The following is a 24301-nucleotide window of genomic DNA, read 5'->3' on the forward strand; positions in this document are numbered from 1 at the left end:
GCGTCCTCAGTGCGCGGCTCGGGTCGACTTGGCGCGGCGTGTGCCGGGCGCGACGGGCCAGACCCCACTCGTCGCCCCCTCCCCGACCCCGGCGAAAAACGCCTTCATGGTGTCGAAGCGGGCACGGTTGCCCAGCGCGGCGTTGATCACCTGCGCCAGCGAGCCGGCCCCGGCGGGCCCCATCAGCGGGCGCGCCGAGATCAGATTGGTGAAATAGAGCGCGGGGATGGTCATCTCCTTGGCCGCCTGCACCACCGGCGTGGTACCGATGGCCAGGTCCGGTTCGAGCGCCTTCACCGCGGCGAGGTCCTGCTCCAGCGAGGCGCGGAACTGCACCGGCACACCGCGTTCCTCGAGCCAGGCCAGATCGGGCTCCGACCAGGGGGTACGCGGACAGGCGGTACCGACATAGGGCACCTCGGCACCGGACTCGATCAGCAGCCGTGCGACCAGCAGCTCCGAGCCCTCGTAGCCCGAGACCAGCACCCGCCCCTTGATCGGCGCGCCGGCAAGCGCGCCCTTGATCGCCGGCAGGAAGCGGTTCTTGGCCGCGTCCACGGTATCGCGCGCAATCCCGCAGGCCGCGCCGATGGCATCGAGCCAGGCGGCAGTGCCCTCGACCCCGACCGGGGCCGAGCCCACCACCGGACGCCCGGCGGCAGCGAACTCGCGCGCGCTGGCGGCATAGTGGGGATGGATCGCCGCAGCGGCGGCGCAGTCGAGCGCGGCATAGAGTTCACGCCACTCGCGGGTCGGAATCACCGGACCGGCGGCCAGCCCCAACGGCTCGAGCAGCATGCCGATGCCGACCGGATCGGCCGGGAACATCTCACCGAGCAGGGTCACCGTGGGGCGCTCGCTGCGCCCACCGCGCGGGGCCTGCACCGGTCCCTGTTCGGCCTCGCGGCGGGCGTAGTTGAGCATCGCCCCGGCGAGCACGTCCTTGGCCTCGGCATGGGTGGGCACACCGAAGCCGGGGATGTCGATACCGAGCACGCGCACCCCGTTGATCTGCTTGGGCAGCAGCCGCAGCGGCACCCCGGAGGCGGTCGGCACGCACAGGTTGATGACCACGATGGTGTCGTAGCGCTCAGGGTCGGCAAGCGTGTCGACGGCCTCGCGCACGTCCTCGTAGAGTTGCCCGGAGACCAGGCTCTCGGAGTCGAACGGGATATAGCCGATCGAACGGCGCGCGCCATAGAAGTGAGCGGTGAAGCTCAGGCCGTAGACGCAGCAACCGGAGCCGACCATCAGCATCGCGGTGCGACGCATCCGCAACCCGACGCGCAGCGCGCCGAACGAGGGACACATGGTCTGCGGCTGGTCATGTGGCGCTGGCACCGCGTTGGCGTCGAGCCGCGCGATCAGCGCGCTGTCGCCAGCGGCCTCGGCGGCACGGCGCAGCACATCACGGTGCTGACACACCCCATCCCCGGGGGCGGCGACGGCCTGCGAGCTGCGGGGCCCGTCCTGGTGCTGCTCAGACATCGTCGTAGACCACCTCGAGCGAGGGCCGCTCGATCGCGGCGGTACTGCACATGTCGGTCGGCTGCGCCGGCTCGAGCACGACGTTGCGCCCGACCTCGTCGCCCTTGAACAGACCGAGCAGCGACTCGTGCTCGAGCGGCTTGGGACGACGCGGCGGCGCCTCGGCGACATTGGTCGCCAGCTCCTCGAACAACGGCCCCCAGCGCTCACCCGGGCGGCCGATGATCTCGTAGTTGGCGCTCTTGCGGCGGATCTCCTCGTGCGCCGGGATGGTGGCGAGGATTGGGATATCGGCGGCCTGGGCAAAGGCCTGGGCCTCGCCGGTACCGTCATCCTTGTTGATCACCATGCCGGCGACGCCGACACTGCCACCGAGCCCAGCGAAATACTCGACCGCCGAACAGACGTTGTTGGCGACATAGAGCGACTGCAGGTCGTTGGAGCCGACCACGATCACCTTCTGGCAGAGATCGCGCGCGATCGGCAGGCCGAAGCCGCCGCAGACCACGTCACCGAGGAAGTCGAGCAGCACGTAGTCGAAGTCCCAGTCATTGAAGCCGAGACGCTCGAGCAGCTCGAAGCCGTGGATGATGCCGCGCCCACCACAGCCACGCCCGACCTCAGGACCGCCGAGTTCCATCGCGAACACGCCGTCGCGCTTGAAGCAGACGTCGCTGATCACGACCTCCTCGCCGGCGCGCTTCTTCGCCGCCGAGGTACCGAGGATGGTCGGGCAGGAGCGCCCACCAAACAGCAGCGTGGCGGTATCGCTCTTGGGGTCGCAGCCGATCAGCAGCACCTTCTTGCCCTGCTGTGCCAGCATGTACGACAGGTTGGCCAGCGTGAAGCTCTTGCCGATGCCACCCTTGCCGTAGATGGCGATGATCTGCGTCTCCTTGGCCGCGGATGCCGCGCAGACCGGCGCGGGGGTATTGACGGATACGCTCACGAAATCGCTCTCCAATCCAGAATCATCTTCAGGCACATCGGGTCACCGAAGGCGGTGCGGTAGGCACGATCGGCCTCGGTGGCCGGCTCCCGATGCGTAATGAGCCCGTCCAGGGACAACCGGCCGGACTCGACCAGTTCCTTGACCGCGGCCAGGTCGGTGGGATGCCACTGCGCCGCCACCCGCAGCCGCGCCTCGCGCATGAACGCCGGCGGGAAGGTGAACGACAACGGCTGGCTGTAGAAGCCGGCGAGCACGATCTCACCCTGCGGCGCCAGCCGCGCGATCAGCTGATCGAGGATCTGCGGATCGCCGCTGACATCACAGATGCTGCGATAGTCGCGCCGCTCGTCGTTGGCCGGATCGATCACCTCGTAGTCGAAGCCCTCGGCGCCGCTGGCGCGCTCGGGATTGACCTCCCAGACCACCGGACGGCTGCCCTCCTCGGCGAGCGCGGCGATCCGCGCCAGCAGCCGGCCGAGCACGCCGTGGCCGATGATCAACTCGGCGTGCGGTGCCTTGCCGGGATTGGCGATGGCGTGATGGGCGGTCGCCGCCAGCGCCAGCAGCACCGCGCGCTCGCCGAGGACCTCGTCGACCACCAGCAGCCGCGCACCAGGCACCACCACCCGCGCCGAGGCTCCGCCGAACAACCCGTTGACCTCGCCATAGCAGCGGGCACCAGGGACGAAGACGAAGTCACCGACCTTGACCCCGGACTCGGGGCCGGCCTCGACCACGCGACCGACGGACTCATAACCGGGCACCAACGGGTAACCCATACCCGGGAAGTGGGGCATGCGCCCGGACCACAGCAGACGTTCGGTCCCGGTACTGATTCCGCTCCAGGCGATCTCGACCACGGCGTCACCCGCCTCGGGCGGGGTAAGCTGCAATCGTTGAAGCGAAAGACGTTCGGGCTGTTCGAGGACAACGGCGAGGGTTTCGAGGTTCACGGTGCGGCACGTATTCGAGTTGTTACGGACGAGCCTCGCAGTTTAACGGATGTGATCGACCCGTCCACCGCGAGAGCCCAGTGATATTGATCTGCATCGGCAAAAGCCGTCGCGCCTCCACGGCGCCCGATCGAGCACGAGGACTCAGGCCGGCGCCCGGCGCGCTTGCAGCACGCGCGCCAGGATCGGGCGGTGGGTCGGACACTCACGCGTCGCGACGAAACCGGCGGCACCGAGCATGGCTTCGAGTTCGGCGGCCGTCCGCGGCCGTCCGCTGCCCATCGCCAGCAGATAGAAGCCGAAATAGGCATCCCCCACCGGCTCGGCACCGCGGGTACCGGCCATCGGCTCGGCCACCAGGACACTGCCGCCAGGGGCGAGTGCGCGGTGGGCCGCAGCGATGAAGCCGGCGGCACGCTCATCGTCGTGATCGTGCACCACCCGCACCAGCGAGACCACGTCGGCCCCCTCGGGCAAGGCATCGTTGAGCACGTCACCGCCGACGGCGCGCGCGCGATCGGCGAGCCCCTCACGGACGAAACGCGCCTGGGCACGCTCGGCCACCGCCGGCAGATCGAACAGGATCACCTGCAGGTGCGGCCAGCGCTTGGCCACCTCGACCAGGAAGGTGCCATCACCGCCGGCGATATCGAGCAGACAGCGGTGATCGCGGAAGGAGTAGGCGCCGAGCACCTCCTCGGCGATCATCGTCTGGGAGTCGGCCATCAGCGCCGAGTAGCCGTCCACCGCTGCGGCATCGCTGTGTGCCGGCGCGCTCGACCCGGCATAGGCCCAATAGTCGGCCAGCGCGCGCTGTGGCGGCTCGCCGCGCAGCAGCGCCAGCGGGTCCTCGAGATCGGCATAGAGCATCGCATGGTGCTCGACCATGGCGGCAATGCCGCGATTGCCGAGCACCACGGCACCACGCTCGCCGAGGGCGAAGCGATCCGCGCCGCGGCGCTCGACCAGGCGCAGGCTGGCCGCGGCGAGCAACAGACGCCGCGCGCCCTCCTCCGGCAGCCCCAGCGCCGGAGCGAGCGCGGCGCTATCGCTCGGGCCGCGCTCGGCGAGCCGTTCAAACAGGCGCACGCGCACGCAGGCATAAAGCACCTGGGAATAGACGAAGCCGGCGACGATGTCGAACAGCTCGCGGGCATGGCGCCGAGCGAGCGGGCGGGTCAGCGGGAAGCGGGCGGCCCAGCGCTGGAAGCGCGGGCTGGAGAGGAGACGGTTACGCAGTTTCAGCCAGTCATCACGAATCGGCACGAGCACCCTCCGGCGCGCACCCGGCGCGCGCCGCACGGGCGCGCGCGACGGGCGGGATCAGGCAGCCTGCTGGGCGAGGCTCTTGGGCATGATGTGGCGTGCCTCGTGCTTCAGCACCTCGGCAAAGCGCTCACGACCGGGGCACTCGGGGATGGCATCGATGGCCTCTTGCACCAGCCCCTTGAGCCGAGCCACGGCACCCTCGACACCGAGTTCACCGGCGGCGCTGGGCCGATTGAGCAGGGCATCGCGCCCGACCGGCTTACCGACCTCCTGGGCACTGGCGGCGACATCGCGCAGGTCGTCGGCGACCTGATAGGCCTCGCCGATCTTGTCGCCGACCACCCGCCAGGCATCGGCGTCGGCACCGGCGACCTGGGCGCCGGCGGCGGTCGCGGCGGCGAACAGCGCACCGGTCTTGGCGCGATGATAGTGCTCGACCGAGACCGTGGGCTCACACTCCCAGGCCTGACCGGCGGTGATGCCGTGCGGCATCCCCGCCGAGCGCCCGACGGTGAGCAGCAGCGGCGCGAGCAGCGCCGGCTTGTCGGGGAGCTGGCGAGCGAGGTGCTCGAAGGCGAGGATGATCAGCGCGTCGCCGGCGAGTACCGCCAGCGGCTCGCCATAGGCACGGTGCACCGAGGGCACCCCGCGACGCAGCGGCGAGTCGTCGAAACACGGCAGATCATCGTGCACCAGCGAGGCGCAGTGCAGCAGTTCGATGGCGCTCGCCGCAGCATCGGCGGCCACCACGTCCTTGCTACCACACGCAGCGGCCACCGCGATGCACAGCCGTGGGCGCACCCGCGCCCCGCCCGGGAAAACTGCGTGACGCACCGCCTCGGCCAGCCGCGGGGGACAGCCGGAGACGACCACATGTTCAATGGCCTCGGTCAAGGCCCGCTCGATTCTCGCTGCGGTGGCATCCATCTCTGCTTCCCCGGCAACTGGTGTTCGTCTGAAAAAGTGTAAGGATTAGTTGACACTAAATTGTGTCATGTACAATAGACATCAACGTACGAAGCGTCAACGTGAATCACAGGAGGTCGCCATCCGATGTCAACGCAGTCGGTCATCGTCATCGGGGCAGGGATCGGCGGCCTGGCGGCGGCCATTCGTCTCGCAGCCCGCGGGCTGCACGTCCGGGTGTTCGAGCGCGCCGCCAGCCCTGGTGGCAAGATGCGCCAGTTACAGGTCGGCGGGCAGGCGATCGACGCCGGTCCCACCGTCTTCACCATGCGCTGGGTCTTCGACGACCTCTTCGCCGTCGCCGGCGCCCGACTCGACGATCACCTGACACTGCAGCCGGCCGAGATCATAGCACGCCACGCCTGGAGCGCCGACGAGCACCTCGACCTCTATGCCGACCCCGAGCGCTCGATTGCGGCCATCGGCGAACTTGCCGGGGCCGCCGAGGCGAAGCGCTATCGCGCCTTTTGCGCGCGCGCGCGCAATGCTTATGAGACCCTCGACGAGAGCTTCATCCATGCCTCGCGCCCCAGCGTGATGGGGTTGATGAGCCGCTGCGGCATGAGCGGGATGGCCAACCTGCGCCAGGTGCGCCCCTACGACACCTTGTGGCAAGCGCTCGGTGAGCACTTCGCCGACCCCAGGCTGCGCCAGCTGTTCGGACGCTATTCGACCTACTGCGGCTCCTCGCCCTTCGCCGCGCCGGCGACGCTGATGCTCATCGCCCATGTCGAGCAGCAGGGGGTGTGGCTGGTGCGCGACGGCATGCACCGGGTCGCGCGCACGCTCGCCGCACTCGCCGAGGGACTGGGGGTGGAACTCCACCTCGGCCGCGGGGTCTCGGAGATCGAGGTAACGCAGGGGCGCGCCAGTGGCGTGATCCTGGAGGACGGCGAACGCATCGGCGCCGATGCGGTGATCTGCAACGCCGATCCCGCGGCACTCTCCAGCGGACGCCTCGGCGCCGCGGCGATCGCCGCCCTGCCCCGCCTACCGGTCGCGCGACGCTCGCTCTCGGCGATCACCTGGGGGCTGGTGGCGCACACCGAGGGTATGGCGCTCGAGCGCCACAACGTCTTCTTCGCTCGCGACTACCAGGCCGAGTTCGAAGACATCTTTCATCACGGACGCGTCCCGCGCGAGGGGACCGTCTATGTCTGCGCCCAGGACCGTGGCGAGGGTGGGCCTCCCACGGGTCCAGAGCGCTTGTTGTTGTTGCTCAACGCCCCGGCACGGGGCGACATCCAATCATTCGACGCTTCGGAGATCGATCAATGCGAACGGCGGGTATTCTCCCTGTTGGAACGATGTGGCCTGAGGGTGACGCGACACCCGGAACACAGCCAGATCACCTCGCCGAGGGACTTCGAGGCGCTGTTCCCGGCGACCGGGGGAGCGCTCTACGGCCCGGCAATCCACGGTTGGCGGGCATCGTTCAATCGACCGGCCTCGCGGACCCGGATCCCGCGACTGTATCTGGCGGGCGGGAGCACGCACCCGGGCGCGGGCGTGCCGATGGCGGCGATCTCGGCGGAGCTGGCGACCCAGAGTCTGCTCGCGGACCTCGCTTCGACCTGAACATCACCCCCGGCGGCTATCTGTGGTGGTACGTCGATGCGCTGAGCGACGACGGTCAGCACGGGCTGACCGTGATCGCGATGCTCGGCAACGTCTTCTCGCCCTACTACGCCTGGCGCCGGCGGCGCGCCGCCCCGGAACTCGACCCCTTCGACCACTGCGCACTCAACGTGGTGCTCTACGGGCGCGACGGCAAGAAGCGCTGGGCGATGACCGAACGCGGTCGTGGCGCGCTGCAACAAGAGCGCGACAGCCTGCGCATCGGGCCGAGCGGCCTACACTGGGACGGCGAGACGCTGACCATCGACGTCGATGAGGTCACCGTCCCCCTGCCCTCGCGACTACGCGGGCGCATTCGTCTCCACCCAGCGGCGATCAACCCGCAGCACTTCACCCTCGACAGCCAAGCACGCCACCGCTGGCGTCCGATTGCCCCGGTCGCGCGGGTCGAACTCGATTTCGACAACCCCGGACTGCGCTGGAGCGGCGACGGCTATCTCGACTTCAATCAGGGCGCGGAACCGCTCGAGGCCGGCTTCCAGCGCTGGGACTGGTCGCGCGCCGCACTCAGTGACGGCGCCGCCACCCTCTACGACGCCACCGAACGCAATGGCCGCAACAGTCAACTGACGCTGCACTTCGACCGCCAGGGCCGGGTCGAGCAGCTCGAACCGCCGCCACGCGCACCGCTACCGACGGCCAGCGTCTGGCGGGTCAAGCGTGGCACCCAGTGCGAGCACGGCCACCAGGCGCGGGTGCTACAGACGCTGGAAGACACCCCCTTCTATGTGCGTTCGGTGGTCGAGACCCAGCTCTGCGGTGAGCGGGTCGAATCCGTCCACGAGAGCCTCGACCTCGACCGCTTTGCCGCCAATTGGGTACAGATGCTGCTGCCCTTCCGCATGCCACGCAAGGGCTGGGGCTGAGCCCCGGCGCTGGCTGGTACGCAGCTCGTTGAGCAAGGTGTAGACACGACAACGCCGCGCCGGGAAACCGGCGCGGCGTTGTTCAACGGCAGAGCGAATGGACTCAGCTACGCGCCGAGGACATCACCAATCCGCCCGGACGCGGCCGGGCGGACTCGCTGGCGGCCCGCTCACGGGCCTCGAGTTCTTCAAACAACTCGAGCACCCGCACCACCTTACCACCAACCCCCTTGCACGGGTTGCGCATGTGCTCCGGGGTAGCCTCGACCACGGCATCGACCAGGAACCGGGTCTCATCCAACGCCGGGGCGGCGACATAACGCGCCGTCAGCATGGTGCTACCAAGGATCGGGCCGAGCAGCTGCATCTTGCGCGGTGCCGGCACCACGGCGCGACTCGTGATCGAGTCGAGCCCCTGGCGCTCGAGCTGACGCCCGATCTCGGCATAGAGATAGCGCGCGGCGTTGATCCCGGCGCGGCAGCCCACCGGCAGCCCGGCGATGCCGACGTCGGCACGCCGGTAGAGGGCGTCGGCGGTATCCAGCATGCGCCGGATCACCGCAGCCAGGGCATCGTTGAACACCGGATCGGCGAGCCAGGCGTCGGGATCGATGCCGGCCTCGCGCATCCACTGTTTGGGCAGATAGAGCCGCCCGGCCCGGGCATCCTCGCCGACGTCACGACAGATGTTGGTCAGCTGCATGGCGACGCCGAGATCACAGGCGCGCGCCACCTGATCGGCCTCGCGCGCGCCCATCAGGGTTGCCATCATCGCGCCCACGGTGGCCGCGACGCGGGCCGAGTAGGCGAACACCCCGGAGATGTCCTCGAAGCGTCGCTCCTCGGCATCCCACTCGAAGCCCTCGAGCAGGGCCTCGAGCAACACTTTGGGCATGGCGTACTGGACCACCACGTCGGCCAGCGCACGATCGGCCGGATCGTCGATCGGGTTGCCGTCATAGACACGATCGAGCCGCGCACGCAGCTCGACCAGGGCACGCGCCTTGCCTGCGGCATCGGGCACGAAGTCGATCGCGTCGTCGGCGATTCGGCAAAAGGCATAGAGCGCGATCGCCGGCTCGCGGATACGCTGCGGCAGCAGGAAGGAGGAGGCGTAGAAGGAACGCGACCCCCCCCGCAGCAGCTCTCGACAGACGGCCAGGTCGTCCGCCGAGGCGTAACCCGGCGTCGGGTTCAGGGCACTAAGCGAAGGTTGAAGCATCGGGAACCACCGTATCGAGGACACGGGCCGAGGAGATGACGCCGGGAATCCCTGCACCCGGATGCGTCCCCGCACCGACCAGATAGAGGCCTTTGACATCCTCACTGACATTGTGCGGGCGGAACCACGCACTCTGGGTGAGGGTCGGTTCGAAGCTGAACCCGGCCCCGAGATAAGAATTGAGCCTGTCCTGGAAGTCCTGCGGCGTGGTCACCAGCGAGGTGGCGATCTGGTCCTCCAGGCCGGGCAGCACGGTGTCGCTGAGATAACGGGCGATCTTGGCCCGGTAGTCCTCGGCCACCGCAGCCCAGTCGGTGCCGCTCCCGAGGTGCGGGACCGGGGACAGGGCATAGAAGGTATCGCACCCCTCGGGGGCGAGACTCGGATCGGTCGCCGTCGGTCGATAGAGATAGAGGCTGAAGTCCTCGGCCAGACGCTTGTGCTGGAAGATGTCCTCGATCAGCTCGCGATAGCGCGGGCCGAGCAGGATGGTGTGGTGTTTGACGTCGGAATACTTGCGCTTGGTGCCGAAGTACCAGACGAACAAGCCCGCGGAGAACTTGGAACCCTCGACCTTACGATCGGTCCAGTGACGTCGCACCGTCGCCGGCAGCAGCCGACGATAGGTGTTGGCCGCATCGGCGTTGGAGACCACGATATCGGCGGCGATCTCCTCGCCCGAGGTCAACCGCACCCCGGTGGCGCGACGACGCGCATCGACCATGATCTGCTCGACCTCGGCCTTGTAGCGGATCTCGCTGCCCTGGCCCTCGACCAGATCGACCATGCCGCGGACCAGCGCGCCGGTGCCGCCCATCACCGAGTGCACACCCCACTTGCGCTCGAGGAAGGAGATCAGGGTATAGATCGAGGTGACCTTGAAGGGGTTGCCACCAACCAACAACGGGTGGAAGGAGAGCACCTTGCGGATATAGGGGTCCTTGATGTACTTCGAGACCATCCCATAAACGGTGCGATAGCTCTGTTTGAGCGCCATCTGCGGTACGATCTTGGCCATGTCGGTCCAAGAGGTGAAGGGGATGTGCGCCAGCTCCTCGAAGCCGACCTTGAACACCCCTTCGCTGTACTGCATGAAGCGATCGTAACCCTCGACGTCGTCCGGCGAGTACTGCGCGATCTGCGCCTTCACCGCGTCCGGATCGCCGCTGTAGTCGAACACCTTGCCGTCGTCGAAGCGGATCCGATAGAAGGGATCCATCAGCCGCAGGTCGATGTCGTCGGAGAACGTGCGTCCGCACAACGACCACAGCTCTTCGAGCAGGAAGGGCGCGGTGACGATGGTGGGGCCGGCATCGAAGGAGAAGCCGTCGCGGTGATGCACGTAGGCCCGGCCACCTGGGGCGTCCAGGCGCTCGAGCATGGTGACCCGATAACCGCGCGCGCCGAGACGAATCGCGGCGGCCAGACCGCCGAACCCGGTGCCGATGACGACTGCGTGAGGCTTGGCGCCAGTCATACCTTTGGAAACCTGAGGAGCCGCAAGTGTCAAGTCTCTAGTACCCAATCTAGTGTCAAGATAGCTTGACATTATAGCAGCCCGACCGCCCCGTCCACCCACGGGCACCGGTCGAACCTTGATCGGTATCAGCTCGGAGCGGACGACAGGCCGGGTGGCGCGAGCCGCTCCCGGATCAATCCAGCGACGATCTCAGGGCACTCCTCGTGGGCCAGATGCCCCAACCCTGGGAGGCGCTGGATCTCGGTCCCCGGCAGGCGTGCGCGCACCCGCTCGGCCTCACGCGGCGAGACCGTGCCATCGGCCTCACCGACGATCAACAGCAACGGCGGTTCGAGCGCCGGGAGCGCCTGCGCCAACGGCTCCAGGTCCCAATTGGCCATCATCGACAGGGTTGCGCGCACATGCCCGGCGTCACCGATCAAGCGCCGGTAAAGCTCGATTCCGGTGTCGTCGAGTTGTGACCCGGTATTGGCCATCAGCCCCTCGACCGCCTTGCGATCGAGCGCGTGCCAGGAGAGGAAGCGCGAGATCACCGGCACCGCGGCAAACAGCCTCGCGGTCGGTGAGAACACCTGCCCCGGTACCCCGCGCCAGGGCAGCAGCGCACCGTTGATGGCGATCAGGGCACGCGGCGCGAGTCGCGCATCGAGACAGGCGCGAACCATGATCGCCGCCCCCGCCGAGTGCCCGACCACCGCCTCGGGGGCCAACCCGAGACGCTCGAGCAGCGCCCCGAGCGCGGCGCTCATCCCCGGTAGCGACATCTGCGCATAGGGCAGCGCCTCGGTGAAGCCGTGACCCGGCAGATCTGGGGCGATGATGGTGAAGTGCTCGGCCAGCAACGGCGCCAGATCGCGCCAGGAATGGGTTGCCGCCCCGGTGCCATGGAGCAGCAGCAACACCGGGCCCTGTCCCAGCAATTGGACGTGCCAGCGGATCCCGCCGGCCGTGACGAAACGGCTGCAGCCGCGGTTCGGCCAGCGATCGCCGTCACGCCTCCAGTCGAGCCGTTTGGCCAGGGTGAATCTCATCTCTCCCCCCTCGTTCGGCAAGACATTCGACCGTGTGAGTGATCAGGAACGGCACCGCCGCGCCGCCCACCGGGGCGGTCACGACGGTGTCGCGATGGTCACGACCTCAGCCCGCGGTCGCGCGTACCACTTGGTTCAAGGCACTGGCATCGGCGTGCGGCAACGGCAGATAGCGCGCCCCCATCTCGGCGGCGAGTTCACGCCCCTGCTGCTGCGGTCGTGGCGAGGTGTCGATGACCAGGGCGGTCATCTCCTGTGCCCGCACCGCTCGCGCCGCGGCCTTGGCCTCGTCGAAGGCACGTGCCCGCCCCCCGGTACCGTCGCGCGCCACGTTGGCGCGACCGTCGGTCATCAGGATCAGGATCGGGGTGCCGCCTCGACGCTGGATCGAGTCGGCCATCATCATCCCCAGATCGATCCCCGAGGCCAGCGGGGTCCCGCCACCGCCGGGCAACCCGGCGAGGGTGCGCTTGGCGCGGACCAGCGAACGGGTCGGCGGCAGCAGCACCTCGGCGGCCTTGCCACGGAAGGCGATCAGGGCCACCTGGTCACGACGCACATAGCAGTCGGCCAGCAGCAGCTCGACCGCCCCCTTGGCCTCGGCCAGACGGTGTAGCGCCGAGGAACCCGAGGCATCGACCATGAAGATGGTCGTGGTCTCGGAGCGGTGCTTGAAGCGGGTGATACGGAAGTCGTCCTGACGCACCTCGATGCGCGAGGACTCGATCCCGCGTCGCGCCCGCTCCTCGCGCCGCAACCGCTGCCAGGGTGCGGCGGCGCGCAGGGTCTCGACGACGTTGAGCTTGAGCCCGGAGCGCAGCTCGCCACGCAGCACCCCCGCAGGACGACCACGGGTCGGGGCGTTCTGCACCGCGCCGGCCTTACCGGTGGCGCGCGAGCGCGAGCGACGCAGGGTGCCGAGCTGGAGCTGCGAGAGCAGGTCGGCGGGGATCGCCGCCTTGGCCGCATCGAGCACGGAGTCCTCGAGTTCCTGCGGCTCTTGCTGCTGCTCCTCGGACTGGTTCTGCTCCTGGTCCTCCGGCTCCTCCGGCGGTGGCGGCGGTTCCTCGGGCGGTTCCTCACTCGGCGGCAACTGGGTGGCGCGCGGCGCCAGCACCAGCCGGGCGGCGACGGCCAGGTCCTCGGCCTCGACCTGGTCACGACCCTCGAGCGCGGCCGAGGCGCAGGCGACCCGACAGGCGAAGATCGAGGCCCGCAATGAGGGGATGCCGAGCGCCAAGGCGGTACCGCACAGCGCCTCGAGCTGCTCCTCGTCGACGCTCAATCCGGCGAGTCGGGCACGCGCCTGCGCCACGTCCTCGCGGTCGTAATCGCAGGCGATCGCCTCGTGGATGCGGATATGGGTGAGATCGACGTGGAAGGCGAGCCGGTCGAGCAGCGCGTTGAGCAGCCCCTCGTCCTCGCCCACGCCCTCGTCGAGCGCGACCACCGCAAAGCGCGAGGGGGTGCGCATCGCCAGGCCGTCGCGCTCGAGCACGACCTCGCCGGCATCGAAGGCCATGGTCAACCGGGCGGCGGTGTTGGCCGAGATGCGCTCGGCCATCGCCAACTCCACCAGACCACCATCGGCCTCCACCAACAGGCCACGTTCGGCGATCGGGCGCCCGGCGTTGAGGGTCGCGGCCAGATCGAGACCACCGAGCAGGCGGCCATCGGAGACGTGCAGCGGGATGCGACGGTGCGGCGCCTCGGGCGGCTGCAGATCGCGCATCAGGCTCAGCCACTGCTCACGCACCGGGCCGGCGAGGGCCCGCAGCGCGACGCCGCCGGTCCCGACCGGATCGACGCTCATCAGGGCCGCAGCCAACACCGCATCATCCCACGCAGAGAGGGCGGGTCGCGCCGGTGGCGGGCCTGCCTCGACGCCTTGATCGGCGGCGGGATTCGCGGCGGTCATGTTCATTCCCCGAACAGTTCCGCCACCGCGCGCTCGACCCGGCTGGTGGAACCGGACTCGTCGAGCGGATCACGGCGCAGACGGTGACGCAGCGCCGAGGTGGCGACCTCCTTGAGGTGGCTGTCGAGGACCTCGCTGTCGCCCTGCAGCGCGGCCAGGCCACGCGCGGCGCGGATCAGGGTGAGTTCGCCGCGCAGCCCGTCGGTGCCGAGCTTCATGCACAGCTCGCCGGCGCGCTCCAGGGTCGCATCCGGCACCTCGACGTTGGGCAGCAGCTCGCGCGCCTTCTGGATCTGACGACGCACCTTGCCGTCCTGGCGCTTCCACTTCTCGACGAAGGCCTGGGGGTCGCGCTCGAAGGCATCGCGCAGCCGCACCACCTTCATCCGCGTGGGCAGGTCCTGCGGGGTCTTGACCTCGACGGACAGACCGAAGCGGTCCTGCAGCTGCGGACGCAGCTCACCCTCCTCGGGGTTACCGGAGCCGACGAGCACGAAGCGCGCCGGGTGACGGACGCTCAGGCCCTCGCGTTCGACCAGGTTCTGGCCCGAGGCGGCGACGTCGAGCAGCGAGTCGACCAGGTGATCCTCGAGCAGGTTGACCTCGTCGATATAGAGGAAACCGCGATGGGCGCGTGCCAGCAGCCCCGGCTCGAAGGCCTTCTCACCCTTGGTCAGGGCCCGCTCGAGGTCGAGGGCGCCGATCACGCGGTCCTCGGTGGCGCCCAGCGGCAGGTCGACCACCGGCACCGGCACCTGACGGCTCTTCAGCGTCCGGCCTGCGGCGCGCTTGGCGCGGCAGTCCTCACACAGGGCGTCATCGCTGGCCTCGGGGTCGCACTGATAGGTGCAATCGACGGCACGCATCTTCGGCAGCAGGGCGGCCAGTCCACGGATCGCGGTGGACTTGCCGGTGCCACGGTCGCCGAACACCAGCACACCGCCGATCGAGGGGTCGACGGCGGCGATCAATAAGGAGCGTTTCATCTCCTCCTGGGCGACAACGGCAGAAAACGGAAACGGGATGGGCATAACGCTGCAAACCTTGTTGCTTAGTCTGTTCGGCGCAAACGGCCTGATTGAGCGGACACGCCCAAGACCGTCGCGTACTCAGACGCTTGCTGGACGTTGTCCCGATGAACCATGGAGCCGGTCACGCGGCGCGCAGCCCGCCCCAAGCCTTATTCGATCAAGTCCGCGACCCTAGCGCCCCTGCTCGACCGTGGTCAAGCCGACGGGGTCAATCACTGGCGAGAATCCCTGAAAAGGGTCATGGTTTCCATGACCCGGGCCGATGGACGACGCGCGACCATTTGCGGCAGACTGCTCGCCGCCCACGACGGTCCCCAACCGACCGCCTTCCGAACCCACTCCGGGCACCGCCCGGCGCAGACAGACGCGCGCGGCGTGCCCCTTCGTCCACGAGGAGAGCCAGCATGCCGATCCAGCACCCTGTCGCCAGCCATCAGCCGCGCGAGGGGCAGCAATGAGCCAGTCCGCCGCCGCCATCGCCGAGGGCCCATCCAAGGGCATGGGCCAGATCTCGCTGCTCAGCAACGACGAGCGCCTCCGGGGGCGTCCCCGCCTGTGCAGCGACTGCGGGCTGTGTGACAGCACGTTCAAACCGCACATGACCCAGGCGTGCATGTTCGTCAACAACCAGACCGACGCCATCGAGCAGCGGCTGTTCGGTCGCAGCCGTGGCGACGGCGACGAGTTGTTGTTCGGCTGCTACCGCGCCACCTACGCCGCGCGCATGCGCGCCCCGCGCCCCGGCGCGCAATGGAGCGGCATGGTCACCACCCTCGGTGCGCGCCTGCTCGAGCGCGGCGAGGTCGAGGCGGTGATCACCACCGCCGCCGCCCCCGGCACCCGCTTCAAGGCCCAGCCGATCCTCGCCCGCACCCCCGAGGAGGTGCTCGCCACCGCCGGCAACAAGCCCTGCCTGTCGGCCAACCTCGGACTGCTCGACCTGGTGCGCGAGCAGGGCATCAAGCGCCTGGCGTTCATCGGCACCAGCTGCCAGGTACACGCGCTGCGCGCGATCGAGGCCGAACTCGGGCTCGAGGCGCTGTACGTAATCGGCATCCCCTGCAGCGACAACGTCTCCTATCCCGATCTCGAGTATTTCCTCGAACAGATCTCGCGCTCGCCCGCGACCGTGGTCCATCACGAGTTCATGCAGGACTTCAGCCTCTGGCTGCGTCACGAGGACGGCGCGGTCGAGCGGGTCAACTACATCGATTTCCCGATGGACAAGCTCCACGGCATCTTCCCCTCGGCCTGCCTGTCCTGCTTCGACTACCCCAACGCCCTGAGCGACCTGACCATCGGCTACATGGGTGCCGAACTCGGCTGGCAGTGGGTGCTGGCGCGCACCGAGCGCGGCGAACAGATGTTCGAACTGCTGCGCCCCGAGCTCGAGTTCGGCACCCTCACCGAGGGCGGCGACCGCACCCGCGGCATGCCGCGCTTCATGGAGCGACTCAACCAGCCACCCGGCGGCGGGCGCCCGCCGCTGCTCGTCCGCAAGCTGGTCGCCTGGCTGCAACGCAACCGTGGTCCGCGCGGGCTAGAGTTCGCCCGCGCGGTGATCGAGATGAAGCTGCTGCGCAACCTCAACCACGTGCGCAGCAAGTTCGAGCGTCAGGAGTCGCAGGTGGTGCCGGGCTTCGTCTACCGCGCCCTCGCCCCCTACGCCGAGCACTATCGCGAGCTGTTCGACCGCGACCTGGCCCCGCGCGACTGAGCCCGGCTCAGGCGACCGGCGCCGCACGCGCCGGCGCCGGCTCCTGGAACTGCAGCGCGGCGAGGCGTGCATAGAGCCCGCCCTGGGCGATCAGCGCATCATGACGACCGGCGGCGACGATCCGCCCACCGTCGATCACCAGGATGCGGTCGACGTTACGCACCGTCGCCAGTCGGTGAGCGATGACGATGCTGGTACGCCCGCGCATCAGCTCCTCAAGCGCCTCCTGCACCAGCCGCTCGCTCTCGGCATCGAGCGCGCTGGTCGCCTCGTCGAGCAGCAATAGCGCCGGGTCGCGCAGGATGGTGCGAGCGATGGCGATCCGCTGGCGCTCGCCGCCGGAGAGCTGCACCCCGCGCTCGCCGAGATCGGTGTCGAACCCCTGCGGCAAGCGATCGAGGAACTCGGCCGCGTGCGCCGCCTCGGCGGCGCGGCGCACCTCATCGTCGGTCACCGACTCCATACCGTAGCGGATGTTCTCCCAGGCACTGGTGGCGAAGATCACCGGGTCCTGCGGCACCAGCCCGATTCGCCCACGCAGCTCGCGCGGATCGAGTGCGCGCAGATCGACATCATCGAAACACACCCTGCCGGCATTCGGGTCGTAGAAGCGCAGCAGCAGCTGGAACAGGGTCGACTTGCCCGCCCCCGAGTGCCCCACCAGCGCCACCCGCTCGCCCGGGCGCACCACCAGCGACAGCGCATCCAGCGCCGGGGTGTCGGGCCGTGAGGGATAGCAAAAGCGCACCGCGTCGAAACGGACCTCGCCGCGCACCGGTTGCGGCAACGCCACCGGCACGGCTGGCGCGGCGATCGCCGGGCGCGACTCGAGCAGCTCCATCAACCGCTCACTGGCCCCGGCGCCGCGCAGCAGCTGACCGACCAGTTCGCTGAGCGAGCCGACCGAACCGGCCACCAAGATGGCGTAGAACAGGAAGGCCGAGAGTTCGCCGCCACTGAGGGTCCCGTCGAGCACCCGATGACCGCCGATCCACAGCACCACGCCGATCGCGCCGAAGGTCAGCAGGGTGGCGATCCCGGCGAGCAAAGCGCTGGTCAGCGAGCGCTGGCGTGCAACCTCGAAGGCCGACTCCACCTGCTCGCCGTAGCGGCGCCGGTCGAGCGGCTCGTGACCACAGGCCTGCACGGTACGGATGCCGTGGATCACCTCGTCGACATAGGCGGCGACATCGGCCACTCGATCCTGGCTGGCGCGCGAGAGCCGCCGCACCCGATGCCCCAGCAGCCAGGCCGGACCGATCACCAACGGCACCCCAAGCAATACCAGCGCGGTCAGCCCCGGACTGGTGATCGCCAGCATGCTGATACCACCGAGCACCATCAACGAGGTGCGCAGCGCCATCGCCAGGGTCGAGCCGACCACCACCTGTAACAGCGCGGTATCGCTGGTCAGGCGCGAGATCACCTCGCCGGTGCGGGTGGTCTCGAAGAAGCCGACGTCGAGGGCCAACACCCGCTCGAAGACCGCGCTGCGGATATCGGCGATCACCCGCTCACCGATCCAGTTGAGCAGATAGCTGCGCACCACCATCGCGCCGGCGGTGAACACCACCACGGTGAGAAACAGCAGCAGCGAGCGGTCGAGCGCCACCGCCGAGCCACTCGACAGCCCGCGATCGACCACCACCCGGATCACCTGACCGAAGGCCAACACCGACCCGGCAGCAAACAGTAACGCGGCGAGCGCAGCGAGCAGGCGCCAACGATAAGGCAGGGTGAAGCGCAGCAGACGCGCCAGCGCGCGCAGATCGCGGGTGCCCGGACGATCGGGCGCGACAGAGGAGGAACGAGACATGGGATTCCCTACAGCAAAGCGGACAACGAAGCGAGAGCGACCGGAGGACCGGGGCTCAACCGTGCGCGAGCGCGCGCCACTGGCGCAACAACAACAGCGCTCCCCAGACCAGCGCGAGGAGCATCAACAGGGCGCCGAACAGATGACTGACCTGACCGAGCACCCGGTCGAGATGCAACAGCCCGGTCTCGGTTAATAGGTACTCCCAGTCGTGAAATCCATAGGGTGCGGTCTGCCCGGTGTTGCCACCGAGCAACGGCAACACCCCGGCGCGGGCATCGGCGACATAGGGCGCGATATCGAGGAGGTTTTCCCCGAACCACCACAGACAGACGCTGGCGCCGAAGGGATCACGGGTACGTAACAGCAGCACCAATAGACAGGTCAGCGGCATCAGCAGCTGCCCCAGGGTGCCGCCGAGCGAGCCGATGAAGGCACCGAAGGGGGCGAAGATGATGTGCCCGGCCTCGTGGAAGGGCAGATTGATCAGGTGCAGCAGCGACTCGCCGGCGACGTTGGCCGACACCGGCGCGGCCATCAGCCGCAGCCCCCAGGCCAGCAGCACACCCCAGAGCAGGGCGCGGAGCACCAGCACGGGTGCGCCCCCGGTCGGGGGCGCACCGAGCAGCAGCCGGGCCAAGCGCCCCGACGTCCGCTGCGGCGCCCGGCGCACGAGGCGCGCCGGCGCGACCTCGCCAGCGGGCGGGTGGTACTTGTAGTACTTGGCGAAGACCAGCCCGCAGGCCGTGCAGATGGCGGCGTGGTCGGACTGCTCGGCCCGGCACTTGGGACATTGCATGAGGGCTCGGCAACGGCGCCGCGCTAGAGCATCTCCTCGCGGAACTCGCGCAGCACCACCCCCCACCAGTCGAAGGTGTCGTCGAGGTTGCGTGGGGTGACGCCGTAGTTGAGGTTGACGGCGAACTCCAGTACCGCATCGCCCTCATCGTCGAGATAGGCCTTGCCGAAGCGCTTGCCGCGGTTCCAGCGGTTGACGTCCTCGAGGGTCAACCCGGCGTCCTCCCAGCCGGCATAAAACAGCAGGTCTTTACAGTCCTTGCCCGCCTCGCAACCGTAGAAGGTCACCAGATAGAGCACCCCGAACATCCGCCCACGGATACGCGGATCGCCCACCTCGTCGCGTTCCAGCTCGGCGCTGCCAAACCCCTTGGCCGCCTCTAACACGGCCTCGGGATCGGCCGCACTCACCAGGTCTCGCGCCAAGGCCGAACCTGCCCACAACATCGCCACCAGAACAGCGATCATCACAGCACGAACGCGCATCATCCCCCTCCTCGTCTCGACTCATCTCGCTCGGGTACGCGACGGCCTCGCCGCGCCCGGCCACGACCGGACGTCACTCGGGGGCTCCCGAGGCGCCGGCGCATCGGGCAAGTATAAGCCGCGATTCGGTCACTGCCGGATCAACCCAAGGCACCGGCCAGGGCACGGATGGCGTCGCGGTTGGTCCAGGAGGCGGTGAGCCGCGCCGCAGCGCTCGCCGGCAGCCAGCGGTATTCGAGGTGCTCGCGCGCATTGAGCCGCACGAAACGGCGGGTCTCGAGCACCAGCGCAAACCAATACTCGCGGTTGAAGCAGACGTTGGGCGCATACCGCCGGCGCCAGGCACGCACGATCGGGAACAGGGTCGAGTGGTGCAGGTCGATCAACCGCCCGCCGGCGCGCAGCCCGGTCTCCTCGTAGACCTCACGCGCGGCGGCCTGACGCGGGCTCTCGCCGGCATCGAGGCTACCGGTCACCGACTGCCAGAAGGCCAACGGCCGCGCCCGACGCAGCATCAGGAACTCCCCGCCACGGGTACAGATGACCACCAACACCGACTGCGGACGCTTGCGCGGCAGCCGACTCAGCGCCTCCGCCTCTTCCTCGCTCACCTTGAGCTGACGCAGGACCCCGGGGTCCACACAATTGGCCATCAACGTTACCTGTCTTGGTTCGGCGTCGGACATCGCGACCGACGGTTAGGGAGAGGCAAAGGCAGACGCGCCACCGCAAGGGGTGGCGCGTCTACGCTAGCAAGATGCCCACGACAGCGGCGCGGGCATGCCAGGGGCTGGACTCAGCCGCGCTGACGCAGCCGTAGCGCCAGCTCCTTGAGCTGGGCGTCGTCGACCGCCGAGGGGGCATCGGTGAGCAGACAGGCCGCGGTCTGGGTCTTGGGGAAGGCCATGACGTCGCGGATCGACTGTGCGCCGGTCATCAGCATCACCAGACGGTCGAGACCGAAGGCGATACCGCCATGCGGCGGGCAGCCGAACTTGAGCGCCTGGAGGAGGAAGCCGAAGCGCTCCTCGGCCTGCTCGTCGCTGATCTTGAGCAGCTCGAAGACCTGGCGCTGCACCGCCTCGCGGTGGATACGGATCGACCCACCACCGACCTCGGTGCCGTTGAGCACCATGTCGTAGGCACGTGACAGACAACTGCCCGGATCGCTGGCGAGGGTGTCGAGCTGCGCCTCCTTGGGCGCGGTGAAGGGATGATGCAGCGCCACCCAGCGCTCGGCGTTGGGGTCGTACTCGAACATCGGGAAGTCGACCACCCACAACGGGTGCCAACCCTCGGCCATCAACCCACGATCCTCGCCGAGCTTGACGCGCAGCGCGCCGATCGACTCATTGACCACGTTCGCCTTGTCGGCACCGAAGAAGATCAGGTCACCGTCCTCGGCACCGGTACGCGCCATGATGCCCTCGACGGTGGCGTCGGGCAGGAACTTGAGGATCGGCGACTGCAGCCCCTCGCGCCCCTTGGCGGCCCAATCGTTGACCTTGATGTAGGCCAGTCCCTTGGCGCCGTAGATGCCGACGAACTGGGTGTAGCCGTCGATCTCCTTGCGCGTGAGCGAGCCGCCGCCGGGCAGGCGCAGCGCCACCACCCGACCCTCGGGGTCCTGGGCGGGACCGGCAAAGACCTTGAACTCAACCCCGTCCATCAGATCGGCGACATCGATCAGCTCCAGCGACACACGCAGGTCGGGGCGATCAGAGCCGTAACGACGCATCGCCTCGGCATAGGTCATACGCGGGAAGGGGTTGGGCAGGGTCTCACCGTTGACCTCCTCGAAGAGGGTACGGATCATCGACTCCATCAGCCCCATCAGCGTCTCCTCGTCGACGAAGGAGGCCTCGATGTCGAGCTGGGTAAACTCGGGCTGACGATCGGCACGCAGGTCCTCGTCGCGGAAACAGCGCGCGACCTGGTAGTAGCGATCCATCCCCGACATCATCAGCAGCTGCTTGAACAGCTGCGGCGACTGCGGCAGGGCGAAGAACTCACCGGGGTGGGTGCGGCTGGGCACCAGATAGTCGCGCGCGCCCTCGGGGGTCGACTTGGTGAGGATCGGGGTCTCGATGTCGAGGAAGCCGTGCTCATCGAGGAAACGACGCATCACCCGGGTGACCTGGCTGCGGGTGCGCAGTCGCGCCTGCATCTCGGGGCGACGCAGGTCGAGATAGCGATAGCGCAGACGCACCTCCTCGGAGGCGTCGGCGGCATGGGTCTCGAGCTGGATCGGCGGGGTGGCGGCGGCGTTGAGGATCTCCAACTCCAGGCCCAGCACCTCGATCTCGCCGGTGGGCAGATCGGGGTTGATGGTACCCTCGGGGCGTGGCCGCACCCGGCCCTTGACGCGCAGTACGAATTCGCTGCGCACCTGCTCGGCGCGGGCGAAGATCTCGGCACGATCGGGATCGAACACCACCTGCACCAGACCATCACGATCACGCAGGTCGATGAAGATCACCCCGCCATGGTCACGGCGTCGATGCACCCAGCCGCAGAGCACGACCTCTTGCCCATCATGGCTGCTGTTCAAGTCCCCACAGTAATGCGTGCGCATCGTTCTATCGCCCCGTTGTGCTGAATTCGTCGTTGATCGTTCGCGGCGCCGCACCGCTCGGCGGGCGCACACGGCTGGGGCGCTATGCCCCGACCCCGGACGGCATCGGCGCCCGGGGATGAGAAACCAAAAAACCGCGCTGGACATGCCAGCGCGGCTTGCTGCTCGAACAAGGATCCGGTGGCGCACCGGCTCACCAGCGAGGTGAGCGCCCCTCGGTATCATCCCCCCGCGCGGGGCCGAGAAGATACTGAATCGGCAGGCGCGCGCGCAAGCACGGAGCCCCGACGGCCGCGCTCAGGCGGCCTTGTCGGAACCGCCGCTCGAACTCTCGTGCAGGTTCTTCTTCTTGCCTTGCTTGAAGTCGGTCTCGTACCAGCCACCGCCCTTGAGTCGGAAACCGGCCGCCGAGATCTGCTTCTTGAGCTCGGACTTACCGCAGGCGGGACAGTCGGTCAGCGGTGCGTCACTGATCTTCTGCAACGCCTCCATCTCGTGTCCGCACGCCTCGCAGCGATATTCATAGATCGGCATTGATCATACCTCGTCATCGGATAAACAACGGCGATCGCGACCCAGCGGCCGTGCGCCGATACCATCAGGGGTTGCGCATCGGTCTCGGATTGGCCTTAATGGCAGCCCCTTGAAAACCAGCTGATGCCTTAGGACACCATGCCCTCGCCCACCCCGCGCTCGATCCTCATCACCGGCTGCTCCAGCGGTATCGGCGCCCACTGCGCCACCGGGCTGGCACAGCGCGGCTGGCGGGTGATCGCCGCGGCTCGCGCCGAGCACGATGTCGAGCGTCTGGCCGCCAGCGGTCTGGACGCGGTACGGATCGACCTCGACGACTCGGCGAGCATCGCCGCAGGGCTCGAACAGGCCCTCGCGCTCAGCGGCGGCCGGCTCGATGCGCTGTTCAACAACGGCGCCTACGGCCAACCCGGCGCGGTCGAGGATCTCAGCCGTGCGGCATTGCGCGCCCAGCTCGAGACCAACCTGCTCGGCTGGCACGAGTTGACCTGTCGGGTGATCCCGGTGATGCGACGCCAGGGCTATGGACGCATCGTCCAGAACAGCTCCATCCTCGGACTCATCCCACTGCCTTTCCGCGGCGCTTACGTCGCCAGCAAGTATGCGCTCGAGGGCCTGACCGACACCCTGCGTCTGGAACTGCGCGGCAGCGGCATCGCGGTCTCGCTGATCGAACCCGGCCCGATCACCAGCCGCTTTCGCGACAATGCCCATCGCGCCTTTCGCGACAACATCGACGTCGAACACAGCGTCCATCGCGACGCCTATGTCCGCGCCGAGCAACGACTGACCAAGCCCGGCAAGGCCCAGCCCTTCACCCTACCGCCCGAGGCGGTGTTGCGCGCACTGGTCCACGCCATCGAGAGCCCGCGGCCACGGCCCAGATATTATGTCACCTTACCGACCCATGTGCTCGGCGGCCTGAGACGGCTGTTGCCGACCCGGACCCTCGACTGGGTGCTCACACGGGTCTCGCGCGGCGGCGCCGGCTAAACGCAGCGCCGACACGCACCGGGGTCAGATGTACTCGACCTCGAGGATCTCGAACTCGCGCACCCCTCCCGGGGCCTCAAGCGAGGCGACATCGCCCTCGCTCTTGCCGATCAGGCAGCGCGCGATCGGCGAGGAGACCGAGATCATGCCGAGCTTGAGATCGGCCTCATCCTCACCGACGATCTGGTACTTGAGTTCCTGATCCTTGTCGATCTCGAGCACGTGCACGGTCGCACCGAACACGACCCGCCCCGTCTTCGGCAACGTCGTGACATCGATGATCTGCGCGTTGGAGAGCTTCGACTCGATGTCCTTGATGCGACCCTCGATGAAGCCCTGCTGCTCACGCGCGGCGTGGTACTCGGCGTTCTCCTTGAGATCGCCGTGCTCGCGCGCCTCGGCGATCGCCTCGATCACGCGCGGACGCTCGACCCGCTTGAGCCGGTCCAACTCTTCACGCAATTTCTCAGCGCCTCTCGCGGTCAGAGGTACCTGGGTCATGGGTGATTCCCTCATATGGATGGACCGCGGCGGATCCGCACGCGGTCGGTCAGGTCCATTGCGGACC

Annotated in this window: 21 protein-coding genes; 4 read left to right on the forward strand and 17 right to left on the reverse strand. The window is 68.3% G+C overall.

Annotated features, from left to right (window positions below):
• Positions 1-6: 6 nt before the first annotated feature.
• The 5 genes from bchY to HF203_RS07460 all read right to left on the reverse strand — a co-directional run bounded on the left by bchY (position 7) and on the right by HF203_RS07460 (position 5589).
• On the reverse strand, positions 7-1488 hold the full coding sequence (bchY, locus tag HF203_RS07440) for a chlorophyllide a reductase subunit Y (RefSeq protein WP_168668210.1): 1482 nt from the start codon (positions 1486-1488) through the stop codon (positions 7-9).
• Positions 1481-2437, reverse strand: coding sequence for a chlorophyllide a reductase iron protein subunit X (locus HF203_RS07445; RefSeq protein WP_168668212.1), 957 nt, complete (start codon positions 2435-2437; stop codon positions 1481-1483). The genes bchY and HF203_RS07445 overlap by 8 nt, the downstream gene beginning before the upstream one ends.
• Positions 2434-3393: a chlorophyll synthesis pathway protein BchC gene (gene bchC, locus HF203_RS07450; RefSeq protein WP_168668214.1), complete on the reverse strand. Its 960-nt coding sequence runs from the start codon at positions 3391-3393 to the stop codon at positions 2434-2436. The genes HF203_RS07445 and bchC overlap by 4 nt, the downstream gene beginning before the upstream one ends.
• Before the next feature lie 144 nt (positions 3394-3537).
• A complete protein-coding gene (locus HF203_RS07455) occupies positions 3538-4659 on the reverse strand; it encodes a methyltransferase (protein WP_168668216.1) in 1122 nt (373 codons plus the stop codon).
• A 57-nt stretch (positions 4660-4716) separates the two neighbouring features.
• The gene (locus tag HF203_RS07460) at positions 4717-5589 is read right to left on the reverse strand and encodes a polyprenyl synthetase family protein (protein WP_168668218.1); all 873 of its coding nucleotides are present in this window, start codon (positions 5587-5589) and stop codon (positions 4717-4719) included.
• Positions 5590-5715: 126 nt separating this feature from the next.
• Between HF203_RS07460 and crtD the strand changes: the two genes are divergently transcribed.
• Both crtD and HF203_RS07470 read left to right on the forward strand, forming a co-directional pair.
• Positions 5716-7206, forward strand: coding sequence for a 1-hydroxycarotenoid 3,4-desaturase CrtD (gene crtD, locus HF203_RS07465; protein ID WP_168668220.1), 1491 nt, complete (start codon positions 5716-5718; stop codon positions 7204-7206).
• A gap of 80 nt (positions 7207-7286) precedes the next feature.
• The gene (locus tag HF203_RS07470; protein ID WP_246221699.1) at positions 7287-8132 is read left to right on the forward strand and encodes a carotenoid 1,2-hydratase; all 846 of its coding nucleotides are present in this window, start codon (positions 7287-7289) and stop codon (positions 8130-8132) included.
• A gap of 103 nt (positions 8133-8235) precedes the next feature.
• On the opposite strand, the gene HF203_RS07475 is transcribed toward HF203_RS07470, so the two are convergent.
• From HF203_RS07475 to bchI, 5 genes are all read right to left on the reverse strand, one after another.
• Positions 8236-9354 carry a phytoene/squalene synthase family protein gene (locus HF203_RS07475; RefSeq protein WP_168668222.1) on the reverse strand — a complete coding sequence of 373 codons (1119 nt, stop codon included), beginning with the start codon at positions 9352-9354 and terminating at the stop codon, positions 8236-8238.
• Positions 9335-10831, reverse strand: a complete 1497-nt coding sequence (locus HF203_RS07480) for a phytoene desaturase (protein ID WP_168668224.1) — start codon at positions 10829-10831, stop codon at positions 9335-9337. Before HF203_RS07480 ends, HF203_RS07475 begins: the two co-directional genes overlap by 20 nt.
• Positions 10832-10959: 128 nt before the next feature.
• Positions 10960-11865 (reverse strand): alpha/beta fold hydrolase BchO, encoded by a 906-nt coding sequence (gene bchO, locus HF203_RS07485; protein ID WP_168668226.1) that lies wholly within the window; start codon positions 11863-11865, stop codon positions 10960-10962.
• Between the two features lie 106 nt (positions 11866-11971).
• On the reverse strand, positions 11972-13789 hold the full coding sequence (locus HF203_RS07490; protein ID WP_168668228.1) for a magnesium chelatase subunit D: 1818 nt from the start codon (positions 13787-13789) through the stop codon (positions 11972-11974).
• Complete coding sequence (gene bchI, locus HF203_RS07495; protein ID WP_168668230.1) at positions 13786-14814, reverse strand: magnesium chelatase ATPase subunit I; 1029 nt, start codon at positions 14812-14814, stop codon at positions 13786-13788. Before bchI ends, HF203_RS07490 begins: the two co-directional genes overlap by 4 nt.
• 454 nt (positions 14815-15268) lie before the next feature.
• Between bchI and HF203_RS07500 the strand changes: the two genes are divergently transcribed.
• Positions 15269-16531, forward strand: coding sequence for a Coenzyme F420 hydrogenase/dehydrogenase, beta subunit C-terminal domain (locus tag HF203_RS07500; RefSeq protein WP_168668232.1), 1263 nt, complete (start codon positions 15269-15271; stop codon positions 16529-16531).
• Between the two features lie 7 nt (positions 16532-16538).
• Here HF203_RS07500 and HF203_RS07505 read toward each other — a convergent pair whose 3' ends face one another.
• The 6 genes from HF203_RS07505 to HF203_RS07530 all read right to left on the reverse strand — a co-directional run bounded on the left by HF203_RS07505 (position 16539) and on the right by HF203_RS07530 (position 22740).
• Positions 16539-18347: an ABC transporter transmembrane domain-containing protein gene (locus tag HF203_RS07505; RefSeq protein ID WP_168668240.1), complete on the reverse strand. Its 1809-nt coding sequence runs from the start codon at positions 18345-18347 to the stop codon at positions 16539-16541.
• Between the two features lie 55 nt (positions 18348-18402).
• Positions 18403-19146 (reverse strand): zinc ribbon domain-containing protein, encoded by a 744-nt coding sequence (locus HF203_RS07510; RefSeq protein ID WP_168668241.1) that lies wholly within the window; start codon positions 19144-19146, stop codon positions 18403-18405.
• 23 nt (positions 19147-19169) lie between these two features.
• Positions 19170-19631: a YbjN domain-containing protein gene (locus HF203_RS07515; RefSeq protein ID WP_246221693.1), complete on the reverse strand. Its 462-nt coding sequence runs from the start codon at positions 19629-19631 to the stop codon at positions 19170-19172.
• Positions 19632-19771: 140 nt separating this feature from the next.
• The gene (gene nudB / locus HF203_RS07520) at positions 19772-20284 is read right to left on the reverse strand and encodes a dihydroneopterin triphosphate diphosphatase (protein WP_168668243.1); all 513 of its coding nucleotides are present in this window, start codon (positions 20282-20284) and stop codon (positions 19772-19774) included.
• Positions 20285-20427: 143 nt separating this feature from the next.
• Entirely contained in the window at positions 20428-22206 is a 1779-nt protein-coding gene (aspS, locus tag HF203_RS07525) for an aspartate--tRNA ligase (protein WP_168668244.1), read from the reverse strand.
• Positions 22207-22503: 297 nt separating this feature from the next.
• On the reverse strand, positions 22504-22740 hold the full coding sequence (locus HF203_RS07530) for an FmdB family zinc ribbon protein (RefSeq protein ID WP_168668245.1): 237 nt from the start codon (positions 22738-22740) through the stop codon (positions 22504-22506).
• Between the two features lie 138 nt (positions 22741-22878).
• On the opposite strand from HF203_RS07530, the gene HF203_RS07535 reads away from it, so the two are divergent.
• Positions 22879-23733 (forward strand): SDR family oxidoreductase, encoded by an 855-nt coding sequence (locus HF203_RS07535; protein ID WP_168668246.1) that lies wholly within the window; start codon positions 22879-22881, stop codon positions 23731-23733.
• Positions 23734-23757: 24 nt separating this feature from the next.
• Here the strand turns inward: HF203_RS07535 and greA are convergent, their stop codons facing one another.
• The gene (greA, locus tag HF203_RS07540) at positions 23758-24234 is read right to left on the reverse strand and encodes a transcription elongation factor GreA (protein ID WP_168668248.1); all 477 of its coding nucleotides are present in this window, start codon (positions 24232-24234) and stop codon (positions 23758-23760) included.
• Between the last annotated feature and the right edge of the window lie 67 nt (positions 24235-24301).

Source organism: Marichromatium bheemlicum (assembly GCF_012276755.1).
Taxonomy (GTDB): domain Bacteria; phylum Pseudomonadota; class Gammaproteobacteria; order Chromatiales; family Chromatiaceae; genus Marichromatium; species Marichromatium bheemlicum.